The organism is Streptomyces sp. NPDC044719, from assembly GCF_056433405.1.
Genome location: NZ_JBWKHE010000007.1, coordinates 436,676 through 450,787, shown reverse-complemented (window position 1 = coordinate 450,787; position 14,112 = coordinate 436,676). Strand labels below are relative to the sequence as shown.

The following is a 14,112-nucleotide window of genomic DNA, read 5'->3' as shown; positions in this document are numbered from 1 at the left end:
GTGTATCGGGCACGCGAGGGGGATTCAGCGCACGTCGTCCCCCGGCGCGACATCCGCGAACTCCCACCACGCGAGCGGCAGCCAGTCCCCGTCGACGAAGCCGTCGACGGATCCTCCGGTGCCCCTGATGGCCACACGGGTGCCCACCGGGTAGGTCGTGCCGGACAGGCCGGAGACCGATACGAGCAGTGTTCCGATACGTCGTGACAAGGCAGTCAGTCCTTTTTCTTTCGAGTGTCTTCTCTGAGTGCAAATCGTCCCATCATGTACCAGCCTGGTATATGAGCCAGGGCACAGATGGAGGTGCTGACGATGAGGGCTGTCGTATACAAGGGCCCCTTCGAGGTAGCGATAGAGAAAGTGGAGGATCCCCGCATCCAGCACCCGAACGATGTGATCGTGCGGGTGACGTCGACGGCGATCTGCGGTTCCGACCTGCACATGTACGAGGGCCGTACCGCCGCCGAGCCGGGCATCGTGTTCGGCCACGAGAACCTCGGGGTCATCGAGGAGACAGGAGAGGGAGTAACCTCGCTCAGCCGCGGCGACCGGGTGGTCATGCCCTTCAACGTGGCCTGCGGCTTCTGCAAGAACTGCACGGCGGGCTTCACGGGCTTCTGCCTGACGGTGAACCCGGGCTTCGCGGGCGGCGCCTACGGTTATGTCGCGATGGGGCCTTATACAGGGGGCCAGGCGGAGTACGTACGGGTTCCGTACGCCGACTTCAACTGCCTCAAGCTCCCCGAGGGCACCGAGAAGGAAACGGACTACGTCCTGCTCGCCGACATCTTCCCGACCGGCTACCACGGCAACGAACTGGCCGATGTGCGTCCCGGTGACAGCGTCGCCGTGTACGGCGGAGGTCCGGTCGGGCTGATGGCCGCCTACTCGGCGATGCTGCGCGGTGCGAGCAAGGTGTTCGTGGTCGACCGGGTGGCCGAGCGGCTGCAGAAGGCGCGGGAGATCGGCGCGGTGCCGATCGATTTCACGCAGGGCAATCCGGCCGAGCAGATCAAGGACCAGACCGAGGGCCAGGGCACGGACAAGGGTGTCGACGCCGTCGGCTACCAGGCCCAGGCGCAGGGCGAGGACCGCGAGGAACCGGCGATCGTACTGAATTCGCTCGTCGACACGGTCAGGCCGACGGGTGCTCTCGGAGTGCCCGGTCTGTACGTCCCGCGCGACCCGGGCGGACCGGACGAGCAGGCCAAGCAGGGCATGCTGATGGTCTCCATCGGGCGCCTCTTCGAGAAGGGGCTCCGCATGGGCACCGGGCAGTGCAACGTCAAGCGGTACAACCGCCACCTGCGCGACATGATCATCGAGGACCGTGCGAAGCCGAGCTTCGTCGTCTCGCACGAGCTGCCGCTCGACCAGGCCCCGTCGGCGTACGACAAGTTCGACAAGCGGATCGAGGGCTACACCAAGGTCGTCCTGCATCCGCACGCCTGAGACGGGGTCGCGTTCCCGGTGGACGAGGCCCTGGCTGTCCAGGAACGCGTGAGACCGCCGATGCCGGTCAGGGTGAGGCAGGCCATCACCCGGGCCGGCATCGTCGTCATGCCCGAGGCCATGAGGACGGTGGTGAAGACCTCCAGCATAGCGTTCACCTTCATTTCATTGCAACGAAAGCCTAGAGCATGTTGCGTTAAATCAGAAGCCATTGCAATGAAATTCCTTCTTTCACCTGCAACTACGCACTTAAAGCGCAACAGATGCATTGCCAGATTCATGAACGCAACGTAGCGTTTCCTTCATCAGAAACGAAGAGCCGAAGGAGCGCACGATGCAGAAGTTCACCACCCCCGCCCCGGTCTCCGCCGTCCTCGACATCCCGGCCGGGCACGTCCGGTTCATCGCCGCCGACCGGGCCGACACCACCGTCGAGATCCGGCCCGCGGACAGCTCGAGCGGCCGCGACGTGAAGGCGGCGGAGCGGATCACCGTCGCATACGGCGACGGTGTCCTGCGGATCGAGGCCGCACCGGCGAAGAACCGGATCCTCGGCAACTCCGGATCCGTCGAGGTGACCGTCCAGCTGCCCGCCGGCTCCCGTGTCGAGGCGAAGGCGGCCAGCTCCGAGTTCCGGGGCGTCGGACGGCTCGGCGATGTCGCCTTCGAGGGCGCGCACGGCTCGGTCAAGCTCGACGAGACCGAGGGCGCCCGTCTCACCCTCCTCGCCGGCGACGTCTCGGTCGGCCGCCTGGGCGGGCCCGCGGAGATCAGCACCCAGAAGGGCGACATCCGTGTCGCCGAGGCCCTGGGCGGCACGGTCGAGCTGCGCACCGAGCACGGCGAGATCTCGGTCGGCGCCGGCCGCGGCGTCTCGGCCTCGCTGGACGCCGGCACCGGCTTCGGCCGGATCCACAACACGCTGATGAACGCCGACGGCGCCGCCGCCGGCCTGACCATCCGCGCGACCACCGCCTACGGCGACATCACCGCCCGCAGCCTGTAGGCGGGATGAGCAGGGAAAAGCCGGTGGGGGCACCCGTTCCCACGGAGCCCTCACCGGCCGGTTTCACTACAGAAAGCGGAGCGTCAGGCGCGTACCAGCTCCCGGTCGTCCCCGCGGTCGGAGTCCGAGCGCAGGCCCTCGCCCTCGACGTCCACGTTGGGCAGCGCGCGGTCCAGCCACCTGGGCAGCCACCAGGCCTTGCGGCCGAGGAGGGACAGGACGGCCGGGACGATCGCCATGCGGACGATGAACGCGTCGAAGAAGACCGCGATGGCGAGGCCGAAGCCGATCATCTTGACCATCGACTCGGACGAGCCGATGAAGCCGGCGAAGACCGCCATCATGATGACCGCCGCGGCCGTCACCACCCGGGCGCCGTGCCGGAAGCCCGTCACGATCGCCTGGCCCGGCTTCTCGCCGTGGACGTAGGCCTCCCGCATCCGGGTCACCAGGAACACCTCGTAGTCCATCGCCAGGCCGAAGACCACGCCGACCATGAAGATCGGCATCATCGACATGACCGGGCCCGTCTGCTCCACACCCATCAGGTCCGACAGCCAGCCCCACTGGAAGACCGCGACCACCGCGCCGAGGGCGGCCATCACCGAGAGCAGGAAGCCGAGGGCCGCCTTCAGCGGGACCAGGATCGATCGGAAGACCACGATCAGGAGGAGGAAGGCCAGGCCGACCACCAGGACCAGGTAGGGGATCAGCGCGTCGTTGAGCTTCTCACTGACGTCGATGTTCATCGCCGTGCTGCCGGTGACCAGGACGTTCGCGTCCGTGTCGGCCTTGATGCCCGCGCCGGCGTCGCGGATGCCGTGCACCAGGTTCTCCGTCGTCACGGAGGACGGCTGGGAGCCCGGGATCACGGTGATGGTGGCCGTGTCGCCGGCCTTGTTGGGCGCCGGCGGCGTCACCGTGACGACGTCCTTCAGGCCCTTGATCTCGTCGCCGACCTGTGTGAAGGCCGCCTTCGGGTCGTCGCTGCCCTTCGCGTCGACGACGACCATCAGTGGGCCGTTGAAGCCGGGGCCGAAGCCCTCGGACAGCAGGTCGTAGGCGCGGCGCTGGGTGGTGGAGGTGGGCTGGGAGCCGTCGTCCGGCAGGCCCAGTTCCAGGCTCGACGCCGGGACGGCCGCCGCGCCGAGGCCGATGACACCGAGCAGCAGCACCGCGATCGGGCGGCGCACGACGAAGCTCGCCCAGCGCGTGCCCAGGTTGGGACGCTCCGGCTTCTTCGGCGCCCGGCCGAACCGCTTGCCCTTCTCCCCCATCGGCTTCACCCTGCGGCCCGCGTATCCGAGCAGCGCCGGGATCATGGTCAGCGCGATCAGCACCGCGATGGCCACCGTGCCCGCCGCGGCGACGCCCATCTTCGTCAGCATCGGGATATTGACGACCGACAGACCCACCAGCGCGATCACGACCGTCAGGCCCGCGAAGACCACCGCCGAGCCCGCGGTGCCGGTGGCCCGGCCCGCCGCCTCCTCGCGGTCGCGGCCCTCGGCCAGTTCAGCGCGGTAGCGAGAGACGATGAACAGGGCGTAGTCGATGCCGACCGCCAGGCCGATCATCATCGCCAGGGTGGAGGTCGTCGAGCCCAGATCCAGCACACTGGCCAGGGCCGTGATCGCGGAGACGCCGATGCCCACGCCGATGAGCGCCGTCAGCAGTGGCAGACCGGCCGCGACCAGTGAGCCGAAGGTGATGACGAGGACGACCGCGGCGACCGCGATGCCGATGATCTCGCTGCTGCCGGTGTGCGGGACCGTCTGGAGCGCGTCACCGCCGATCTCGACGGTCAGCCCGCTTTTGCGCGCGTCCCGCGCGCTGTCCTGAAGGGCGTCGCGGGAGGAGTCCTCCAGCTCCATGCCGGAGACCTTGTACGACACCTGCGCGTACGCGATCCTGCCGTCCTTGCTGACGGCCTTCGCCTGGTACGGGTCGGTGACGCGGGCGACCTCGGAGCCGTCGGCCAGCTCCTTGACGGTCTCCTGGACCGTCGCCTTGTTGCCGGGGTCGGTCATCTTCTCGCCGCTCGGCGCCTTGAAGACGACGCGTGCGGTGGCTCCGTCGGCGCTCGCGCCGGGGAAGCGCTGTTCCAGCAGGTCGAAGGCCTTCTGGGCCTCCGTGCCTGGGATGGAGAACGAGCTGTTGCCCGCGGCGGGGGCGCTGGCCGCGCCGACCCCGGCGAGGGTCAGCAGGGCCACCCATATCAGGGCGACGAAATGCCGGCGCCGGAACGAGAGCCGGCCGAGTTTGTAGAGGAAAGTGGCCACGAGGGCGTACTCCCGGTCAGTCGTGGGGTGGTCAGGGCAGGGGTGATCGGCCCGACGACGTGAGCGGATACGTCAGGTAAGGGCTGGCTGAGGGGGACTACTCGGTGGGCACGCCGAGGGCGGGGAGGACCACGGCGTCGATGTACGATATGAGGAACCGCTGCGTCGGAGGCTGGTCGTCGATCAGCGTGCGCGTCGCGAACGCGCCGATGAGCATGTGGACGACGTAGTCCAGCGCCGGGCAGTCGGCGCGGACCTCGCCTCTGTCGACGGCCCGCTGCACCACCCGGTGGAACTCCGCCATCTCCGGCTCCACGAGGAGTTCCTTGAACGCCTGGAGGAGGTCGGGGTTGGCGTGCACCGCCATGAACAGGCCCCGCATCAGCGCGGCGTTCTGCTGCATGGCGCAGTCGTCCTCACGGGAGGTGAGGGCGTGCAGGTCACCCCGCAGGGAACCGGTGTCGATGTCGGCGATGTTGCCCGGCTTGTTGTGCCGGATCGCCTTCGCCACCAGCTCCGGCTTACCGCCCCACTGGCGGTAGAGGGTGGCCTTGCTGGACCGGGTGCGCGCGGCGACGGCGTCCATGGTGAGGGCGTCGTAGCCGACTTCGCGGAGCAGGTCGAGCACGGCCGTGTAGAGCTCGGCCTCACGCTCGGGGGTGATCCGACTGCGACGCGCGGCGGCGACCTCAGTCATCTCGCTCACCTTCCTGACTCCGAACGACACGGTTTCGTACGTCACGAATGTAGCGCACCGCTCATGGAAACGAAACCGTTTCGTACGTGTGCTGGGTCACGGCGGGCTTTTGCCTTGAGTTGCCCTGGTCCGTCACCCGGCAAAGCATGAGGAAGTGACCTATCTGCGTCTGCCGCACCTCCATGACGACCTACTGTGCTTCGTGGCCGAGGACGACCTCTGGCTCGCCCCGCTCGACACCCCGGGCCGCGCCTGGCGGATCACCGTCGACCGCACCAAGCTGGGACACCCCCGCTTCTCGCCCGACGGCCGCCACCTCGCGTACACCAGCTGGCGCACCCTCGTGCCCGAGGTCCATCTCGTCCCGGTCGACGGCGGCCCGGGCCGCCGGCTGACCCACTGGGGCAGCGCCGACACCCGGGTCTGCGGCTGGACCCCGGAGGGCGAGATCCTGGCCGTGGCCTCGCACGGCGAGCCCTTCTCCTTCTTCACCTGGGGCTACAAGGTCCCCCTCGACGGCGCCCCGGGCCGCAAACTGCCCTGGGGGCCGGTCTCCGACATCCAGGTCGCTGACCTGGACGGCGAACGCAAGAGCCTTCTCCTCACCGGCACCCCGCCGCACGAACCCGCCTCCTGGAAGCGCTACCGGGGCGGGGCCACGGGCCGGCTGTGGCTGCACGGCGAACGGCTGCTGGCCGGCCTCGGCGGCCACCTGCACTCCCCCATGTTCGTCGGCGGCCGGATCGCCTTCCTCTCCGACCACGAGGGCGTCGGCAACCTCTACTCGTGCGCCTACGACGGCTCCGACCTGCGCCGGCACACCGACCACGAGGCCTTCTACGCCCGGCACGCCTCCAGTGACGGCACCCGGGTGGTGTACCAGTGCGCGGGCGACCTGTGGATGGTCGACGACCTGTCGCCGGGCTCCGAACCGCGGCGGCTGGACGTACGGCTGAGCGGGCCGCGCGCGGGGCGGCGCCCGTACCAGGTGGCGGCGGCCCAGCACATCGACGGGATCTCGGTCGACGAGACCGGCCGGGCCAGTGCCGTCGTCGTACGCGGCAGCCTGTACTGGCTCACCCACCGCGACGGGCCCGCCCGCACCCTCACCGACACCCCGGGCGTCCGGGTGCGGATGCCGGAGATGCTCGGCGCGAGCGGGCGGGTGGCGTACGTGACGGACGCGGAGGGCGAGGACGCCATCGAGATCGCCTCGCTGCCCCGGGCGTCCGGCGCCCGCGAGCCGCGACGGCTGGCCTCGGGCGCGCTGGGCCGGGTGCGCGAGCTGCTCTCGGACCCGGAGGGCGAGCGGCTCGCCGTCGCCTCGCACGACGGGCGGCTGCTGCTCATGGACGTGAGCGAGGACTCGGACGGCGGGGTCACCGAGCTGATCCGGTCGATCAACGGCCCCGTGCGGGACCTGGCGTTCTCCCCGGACGGGGCGTGGCTGACCTGGTCGCATCCGGGCATCGGGCGGACCCTGCGGCAGATCAAGTTGGCCAGGATCGAGGGGGGTGTCGTCATCGACGTCACCAACGGCCGTTTCGAGGACGAGAACCCGGTGTTCACGCGCGACGGCCGCTACCTCGCCTTCCTGTCCTGGCGCGGCTTCGACCCCGTCTACGACGTGCACACCGGCGACCTGTCCTTCCCGCTGGGCTGCCGCCCGTACCTCGTGCCGCTGTCCTCCGCGACACCCTCCCCGTTCGCGGTGAACCCGGAGGGCCGCCCGGCCGCCGGAGGTCTCGACCCGGTGGAGGACGACGAGAACGGCGAGGGCGGGGCGGTGATCGTCGAGGCCGAGGGGCTGGAGAGCCGGGTCACGCCCTTCCCGGTGACGGCCTCCAAGTACTCGGCGCTGCACCCGGTCGCGGGCGGCGGGCTGGTCTGGCTGCGCTGGCCGATCTCGGGCGCGCTGGGCGAGACGTTCGCCAACCCGGACGACACCAGCGGCCGGCCGACCCTGGAGCACTTCGGCATCACCAAGGCCAGGAAGTCCGAACTCGTCGACCACCTAGACTGGTTCGCGGTGAGCGGCGACGGCAGCCGGCTGGTCGTGGTGGACGAGGGCGAGCTGCGCGGGGTCCCGGCCACCGAGTCGGGCGACGCCGACTCGACGGTGTGGATCGACGCGCGCCGCATCCTGCACGTGGTCGACCCGGCGGCCGAGTGGCGGCAGGCGTACGAGGAGGCCGGGCGGCTGATCCGGGCGTACTTCTGGGAACCGGGCATGTGCGGCATCGACTGGGCCGGGGTGCTGGACCAGTACCGGCCGCTGGTCGAACGGGTCGCTTCCCCGGACGAGTTCGCGGACCTGCTGCGCGAGGTGCTGGGCGAGCTGGGCACCTCCCACGCGTACGTCTCCGCCGCCCGGCGCAACGAGGGCCCGTCGCACTACCAGCGCCGGCAGGGCCTGCTGGGTGCCAACTTCGTACGCCGGGACGGCGGCTGGACGGTGCTGCGGATCCTGGCCGGCGACTCCTCCGACTCCAAGGCCCGCTCCCCGCTGGCCGGCACGGGCATCCGGGAGGGCGCGGTCCTCACCCACGTCGACGGCCGCCCGGTCGATCCGGACGCGGGCCCGTATCCGCTGCTGGCGGGCGCGGGCGGTACGACGGTGGAGCTGACCTTCACGCAGGCGGAGAGCGCGGGCCCGCCCCGGCGGGTCGCCGTCGTCCCGCTGGTGGACGAGCGGCCGCTGCGCTACCAGGACTGGGTGGCCAAACGCCGGGCGGTGGTCCGGGAGTTGAGCGGCGGGCGCTGCGGCTATCTGCACATCCCGGACATGGGCGGTTCGGGCTGGGCGCAGTTCAACCGCGATCTGCGCATGGAGGTGTCCCGCCCGGCACTGATCGTGGACGTGCGCGGCAACGCCGGCGGCCACATCAGCGAGCTGGTCATCGAGACGCTGAGCCGCACGATCCTGGGCTGGGACCTGACCCGCGACGCCCAGCCCGTGTCGTACACCTCGAACGCGCCGAGAGGCCCGGTGGTGGCCCTGGCGGACGAGGCGACCTCCTCCGACGGCGACATGATCACCGCCGCGTTCAAACTGCTCAAGCTGGGCCCGGTGGTGGGGCAGCGCACCTGGGGCGGTGTCGTCGGCATGACCGGCCGCCACGAGCTGGGGGACGGCACGGTGATCACGGTGCCGATGAACGCGGCCTGGTTCGACGCGTACGGCTGGTCGGTGGAGAACAGGGGCGTAGCCCCCGACATCGACGTCCTGCGCACCCCGCTGGACTGGGCGGAGGGCCGGCACGCCCAGCTGACCGACGCGGTGGAGCTGGCCCTCGGGCTGCTGGAGACCGACCCGCCCGCGAAACCGCCGACCTACAGCGACGTACCGGACCGCTCCCGGCCGAAACTGCCACCCCGGGCCTGAGAAGGACGAGGACGTGAGGAAGGGGTGCCCCGCGCGAGGCACCCCTTCCGTTCAGCACGCGTCGTCAGGCGTCGAAGTCCTGGTCGAAGCGGTCCTCCTGCTCGCGCTCCCGCTCCCGCTCACGGTCACGCTGCGGGTGCTGCGGGTGCTGCGGGCGCTGCGGCGAGTCCATGTCCTCGTCGCGCCGGCGACCGCGGCCCTGCATCTGCTCGCGGGCCTGGTCGGCCTTCTGACGGGCCTGGTTCTGCCACTGCTCGGACTTCTCCTGGAACTGGTCCTTCATACCCATGTGGGTTCACTCCCGTTGGGGGTGAGGGGATCTGGCTCGATCAGATTCACACGGGTCGTGACCCTGCGCATGTCGATCACTTACGCAGCGTAGTCCGCTGCTGCTCGTCGGCCGCTCCGCCCGCCCCGACGAGGCCCGTGCGCATGCCCGTCAGCCGGTCCGCGAACCGCCGCATCTCGCGCTGCCCCACCGTCCCGATGACCCCGGGCAGGTAGCCGCGCACCCCCTGCATGCCGCGCAGCCACCACTGCCCGTACACATGGCTCGACCGGTTCTCTATCCCGGCCACGAGCCGGTCCACGGCCGGGCCCAGCGGGTAGGTCTTGTTGGACGGCCAGGGCAGCCGCTGCCTCAACTCCCGCATGACGTCGTCCTGGTCGGCCCCGCGCACCATGTCGGTGTCGGTCCACGACAGATACCCGACGCCCACCTTCACGCCCCGGTGCCCGACCTCGGCCCGCAGGCTGTGCGCGTACGCCTCCACACCGGACTTGGACGCGCAGTACGCGGTCATCATCGGCGCCGGGGTGATCGCGGCGAGGGACGCGATCTGGAGCAGATACCCCCGGCTCTGAAGCAGCGACGGCAGAAAGGCGCGGCCGGTCACCGCCGAGCCGATCAGATTGACCTCGATCACCCGCCGCCAGGACTCCGGGTCGGAGTCGGCGAAGGGACCACCGGTGGCGACACCGGCGTTGGCGACGACGATGTCGACCCGCCCGAAGCGCTCCTCGACCTCGCTCGCGACCCGGGCCATCGCCTCGTGGTCGGTGACATCGGCGTGCCAGTGGTCGCTGTCGCAGTGCAGCCGCCCGGAGACCTGCTTGAGCGCGTCCGGCTCCAGGCCGACCAGCGCCACCTTCACGCCGCGCGCGGAGAGCTTGCGGGACAGCAACTCCCCGACGCCGCGCGCCGCCCCGGTCACCACGGCGACCTTCCCCTCGAGGCTCACCCTGCTCATGCGCTCTCCTCGGATACGACCCGGATGGGTGCGTGGACGACGTGTGCGTGGACGAGTTCCCGTATCTTGCCGCCGACCAGCCCCGGCGCCTCGATGGGCGTCATGTGGCCGATGCCGGGCAGCTCGGTGAGCCCGGTGCACTGCGGCAGCGCGGCGGCCAGGGCCCGGGCCTGCACCGGCGGCGTCAGCCGGTCCGCCGTACCGACGACGACGGCCGTGGGCACCCGCAGTTCCCGTACGCCGTGGTCGAGGTCGAGCAGGTCCAGGACCTGCGACCAGGAGTGGCGGACCTTGCGGGGACAGGCGTGCACGATACGGGCGCACGCCTCGACCATGTGCGGGGCCGAACCGGCGCCCATCGTGCCGTACTTGAGGATCCGCCGAGCCGGCGGTGTGACCGGGCCGAGCGGAGCCCGGGAACCGAGGATCCGCCGCGTCAGCCAGGTGCGCAGCCGCCCGGCCCGGATCGGTACGACGGTGGAGGCGGCGACCAGCTGCGAACTGCCGGTGCTGCACAGCAGGACGGCGGCCGCGTGCGCGTGGAAGGCGGGCCTGGCCGAGGCCGCCATGACGGTCATGCCGCCCATGGAGTGCCCGGCGATCACGGCCTGTTCGCCGGGCGCCAGGGTGGCCTCGAGCACGGCCTCCAGATCGTCGGCGAGCGCCTCGGCACTGCACGCGGGGCTCGCGGGGCTGCGCCCGTGGCCACGCTGGTCGTAGGCGATGACCCGGTGGTCGGTGGCCAGTTCGCGGATCTGCGCCGCCCAGAAGGCGGTGGAGCAGGTCCAGCCGTGGGCGAGGACCACGGCCGGGGCACCGTCGGGGCCGTGGATCTCCACGTGCAGCCGGGCGCCGTCGGCGGAGACGGCGGTCAGTTCGCGCGCGGGGGCCGGCGGGGCGTAGGGGCCGGAGTCGATGCGCAGGAGGCGGCTCACGCGTCCACCCCGGCCTTCTCGGCCTCCGCCCGCACGGGAACGCGCAGGACGTCGTACTCGGCGAGGTCGACGCGTCGCGTCGCCCGCCGGAACTCGCCTGTCGTGCCGGGCCAGACGGTGGTGTTGCGGCCGCTCGCGTCGAGGTACCAGCTGGTGCAGCCGCCGGTGTTCCACACCGTGCGCTTCATGCGCTCCTGCACCCGGTGGTTCCAGGCCTGCACGGCGGCCGGGCGGGCGTCCAGGGCGACCCGGCCGCCGAGGACGTCGAGCTGACGGATGTAGTCGGCCAGGTAGTTGAGCTGGGACTCGATCATGAGGATCATCGAGGAGTTCCCGAGGCCGGTGTTGGGCCCGATGATCGTCATCCAGTTGGGGAACCCGGCGGCGGAGGCGCCGCGCAGGGCCTCCATGCCGCCCTTCCAGGTCTCCGCGAGGGTCCGCCCCTCGACGCCCACCACCCGGTCCGCGATCGGCATGTCGGTGACGTGGAACCCGGTGCCGAAGACGATCGCGTCCACCTCGGCCTCACTGCCGTCGGCCGCGACCAGGGTCGATCCGCGAACCTCGGCCAGCCCGCTCGCGACCACGTCCACATTGGGCTGCGCGAGCGCCGGGTAGTAGTCGCTGGACAGCAGGATCCGCTTGCAGCCGATGCGGTAGTCCGGGGTGAGCTTGGCCCGCAGGGCCGGGTCCTTGATGGAGCGGGCCATGTTGTGCCGGGCCATCTCCTCGACGAGGCCGAGCTGTTTCGGGTGCTTGGTGAACGCCTGCACCTGCAACTCCCGGATGCCCCACAGCAGTCCGCGCCGCAGCTGCGAGGTGAAGGGCAGCTGCCGGTGCAGCCACCGCTCGGTGCCGCTGATGTTCCGGTCGACGCGGGGCATGACCCACGGCGGGGTCCGCTGGAACAGGGTCAGGCGCGAGACGTCGGGCTGGACGGCCGGCACGATCTGGGCGGCCGAGGCCCCGGTCCCCACCATCGCGACGCGCTTGCCCCGCAGGTCGTAGTCGTGGTCCCAGCGGGCCGAGTGGAAGACCCTGCCGGGAAAGGACTCCAGCCCCGCAATCTCCGGCACCTTGGGGTCGGACAACGGCCCGGTCGCCGACACGACCAGGTCCGCCGACAGGTTCCCACTGCTGGTCTCGATGTCCCAGCACAGCCGCTCGGCGTTCCAGCTCATCCGCTTCACCTCCGAGTCGAAGCGGATGTGCGGCCGCAGCCGGAACACGTCCGTGACGTGCTCCAGATAGGCGCGGATGTGTTCCTGCCCGGAGAAGGTGCGCGGCCATTCGGGGTTGGGCGCGAAGGAGAACGAGTACAGATGCGAGGGCACGTCGCACCGGCACCCCGGGTAGCTGTTGTCCCGCCAGGTGCCGCCGACGCCGCTCGCCCGCTCCAGGACGACGAAGTCGGTGACGCCCTCGCGGCGCAGCCGCACGGCGGCCCCCAGCCCGCCGAACCCGGACCCGACCACCGCGACCCGTACATGCTCGCGCTCGTGTTCGCGTTCGCCCATGCCGACACCTCCACACACCACGAGAACCATGCCAGTGAACACTGGCGCAATGGGAGCGTAGGGCAGTGGCGTACTGATGGGTAGGGGGTGGAACGAGGAAGTTACCCCTGGTACGCCTTAAGGTGCCCAGGTGGCCGAGAAGCGTGAATACCGCATGGAAGAGCTGGCCCGCCTCGCCGGGATCACGGTGCGCACCCTGCGCTTCTACCGCGAACGCAAACTGATCCCGCCACCCCGCCGGGAAGGCCGCATCGCCTGGTACGACGACCACCACCTCGCCCGGCTGCGCACGATCACGGCCCTGCTGGAACGCGGCCACACCCTCAGCGGCATCGCGGAACTCGCGGAGGCCTTCGACAACGGCCGGGACGTCGGCGACCTGCTCGGCGTCGGGGGCACCCCCACCGAGGAGGAACCGGTCCACCTCACCCCCGAGGAACTCGCCGACCACTTCGCCGGCGAGACCACGCCCGAGAACCTCGCCGCCGCGATGGAACTCGGCTACCTCGGCACCGACGGCGACGAGATCGTCCACATCAGCCGCCGCCTCCTGGACGTCTCCTCGGCCCTGGTCCACGAGGGCATCCCCCTCGCCGAGGTCCTCGACGCGGCCAAACAGGTCCGCACCCACGCCGACGCCCTGGCCGAACTCTTCACGAACCTGGTCCTGCGCCACGCCTCCCCCCAGGACCTGCCCCGCCTGCGCCCGCTGGCACGCAGCGTGGTGGAGGCGGAACTGTCGCTGGCGCTGGACCGGAGGATGCGCAGGCCGTCCTAGCGGTCGTACACCACGGTCACGGGCGCGTGATCGGACCACCGCTCCGCGTGCGTGGCGGCCCGCTCGACGAAGCCCTTGACCGCCCGCCCGGCGAGCCCGGGCGTGGCCAGGTGGTAGTCGATCCTCCAACCTGTGTCGTTGTCGAAGGCCCGCCCCCGATACGACCACCACGAGTACGGCCCCTCGACCTCGGGATGCAGCGCCCGTACGACGTCGACGTAGCCACCGTCGGCCGGGTCGAGCACGCGTCCCAGCCACTCGCGCTCCTCCGGCAGGAACCCGGAGTTCTTCTGGTTGCCGCGCCAGTTCTTCAGGTCGGCCCGCTGATGGGCGATGTTCCAGTCGCCGCAGACCACGACCTCACGTCCCTCGGCGGCGGCCCGCTCCCTGAGCCCCTTCAGATAGGCGAGGAACTCGCCCATGAAGCGCTCCTTCTCGTCCTGCCGCTCGGTGCCGACCTCGCCCGAGGGCAGATAGAGGGAGGCGACGGTGACCCCCGGGAAGTCGGCCTCCACGTACCGGCCGCTGCCGTCGAACTCCTCCGACCCGAACCCGATCCGGACCCGGTCGGGCTCGCGGCGGCTGTACAGGGACACCCCGGCCCGCCCCTTGGCGGCGGCCGGCGCGTGCACCACATGCCACCCCTCGGGCGCGCGGACGTGCTCGGGCAGCTGCTCCGGCTCGGCGCGCACCTCCTGCAGGCACAGCACATCGGCGTCGGTCGCCGCCAGCCACTCCACGAAGCCCTTCTTCGCGGCGGCACGCAGCCCGTTCACATTCACAGAGGTCACAGTGAGCACCCCGGCACGA

Annotated in this window: 12 protein-coding genes; 4 read left to right on the top strand and 8 right to left on the bottom strand. The window is 70.7% G+C overall.

Going from position 1 to position 14,112, the window contains the following annotated elements:
- Window positions 1-24: 24 nt before the first annotated feature.
- Entirely contained in the window at window positions 25-210 is a 186-nt protein-coding gene (locus tag AC07DF_RS28740; RefSeq protein ID WP_478977464.1) for a hypothetical protein, read from the bottom strand.
- A gap of 102 nt (window positions 211-312) precedes the next feature.
- Here AC07DF_RS28740 and AC07DF_RS28735 point away from each other — a divergent pair, with 102 nt between their 5' ends.
- Together AC07DF_RS28735 and AC07DF_RS28730 are read left to right on the top strand one after the other, a co-directional pair.
- On the top strand, window positions 313-1,452 hold the full coding sequence (locus tag AC07DF_RS28735) for a glutathione-independent formaldehyde dehydrogenase (protein ID WP_478977461.1): 1,140 nt from the start codon (window positions 313-315) through the stop codon (window positions 1,450-1,452).
- A 334-nt stretch (window positions 1,453-1,786) separates the two neighbouring features.
- On the top strand, window positions 1,787-2,458 hold the full coding sequence (locus AC07DF_RS28730; protein WP_478977457.1) for a DUF4097 family beta strand repeat-containing protein: 672 nt from the start codon (window positions 1,787-1,789) through the stop codon (window positions 2,456-2,458).
- A gap of 83 nt (window positions 2,459-2,541) precedes the next feature.
- Here the strand turns inward: AC07DF_RS28730 and AC07DF_RS28725 are convergent, their stop codons facing one another.
- Both AC07DF_RS28725 and AC07DF_RS28720 read right to left on the bottom strand, forming a co-directional pair.
- Entirely contained in the window at window positions 2,542-4,740 is a 2,199-nt protein-coding gene (locus tag AC07DF_RS28725; protein WP_478977454.1) for an MMPL family transporter, read from the bottom strand.
- Between the two features lie 97 nt (window positions 4,741-4,837).
- Window positions 4,838-5,437 carry a TetR/AcrR family transcriptional regulator gene (locus tag AC07DF_RS28720; protein ID WP_478977451.1) on the bottom strand — a complete coding sequence of 200 codons (600 nt, stop codon included), beginning with the start codon at window positions 5,435-5,437 and terminating at the stop codon, window positions 4,838-4,840.
- 154 nt (window positions 5,438-5,591) lie between these two features.
- On the opposite strand from AC07DF_RS28720, the gene AC07DF_RS28715 reads away from it, so the two are divergent.
- Complete coding sequence (locus AC07DF_RS28715) at window positions 5,592-8,822, top strand: S41 family peptidase (protein ID WP_478977448.1); 3,231 nt, start codon at window positions 5,592-5,594, stop codon at window positions 8,820-8,822.
- 64 nt (window positions 8,823-8,886) lie between these two features.
- Here the strand turns inward: AC07DF_RS28715 and AC07DF_RS28710 are convergent, their stop codons facing one another.
- The 4 genes from AC07DF_RS28710 to AC07DF_RS28695 all read right to left on the bottom strand — a co-directional run bounded on the left by AC07DF_RS28710 (window position 8,887) and on the right by AC07DF_RS28695 (window position 12,524).
- The gene (locus AC07DF_RS28710; RefSeq protein ID WP_478977445.1) at window positions 8,887-9,111 is read right to left on the bottom strand and encodes a hypothetical protein; all 225 of its coding nucleotides are present in this window, start codon (window positions 9,109-9,111) and stop codon (window positions 8,887-8,889) included.
- A 76-nt stretch (window positions 9,112-9,187) separates the two neighbouring features.
- Complete coding sequence (locus AC07DF_RS28705) at window positions 9,188-10,072, bottom strand: SDR family oxidoreductase (protein WP_478977442.1); 885 nt, start codon at window positions 10,070-10,072, stop codon at window positions 9,188-9,190.
- Entirely contained in the window at window positions 10,069-11,007 is a 939-nt protein-coding gene (locus tag AC07DF_RS28700) for an alpha/beta fold hydrolase (RefSeq protein WP_478977439.1), read from the bottom strand. The genes AC07DF_RS28705 and AC07DF_RS28700 overlap by 4 nt, the downstream gene beginning before the upstream one ends.
- On the bottom strand, window positions 11,004-12,524 hold the full coding sequence (locus AC07DF_RS28695) for a flavin-containing monooxygenase (protein WP_478977436.1): 1,521 nt from the start codon (window positions 12,522-12,524) through the stop codon (window positions 11,004-11,006). Before AC07DF_RS28695 ends, AC07DF_RS28700 begins: the two co-directional genes overlap by 4 nt.
- A 130-nt stretch (window positions 12,525-12,654) precedes the next feature.
- Here AC07DF_RS28695 and AC07DF_RS28690 point away from each other — a divergent pair, with 130 nt between their 5' ends.
- Window positions 12,655-13,302, top strand: a complete 648-nt coding sequence (locus AC07DF_RS28690; protein ID WP_478977433.1) for a MerR family transcriptional regulator — start codon at window positions 12,655-12,657, stop codon at window positions 13,300-13,302.
- Here the strand turns inward: AC07DF_RS28690 and AC07DF_RS28685 are convergent.
- Complete coding sequence (locus AC07DF_RS28685; protein ID WP_478977430.1) at window positions 13,299-14,102, bottom strand: exodeoxyribonuclease III; 804 nt, start codon at window positions 14,100-14,102, stop codon at window positions 13,299-13,301. The genes AC07DF_RS28690 and AC07DF_RS28685 overlap by 4 nt on opposite strands.
- Window positions 14,103-14,112: the final 10 nt, after the last annotated feature.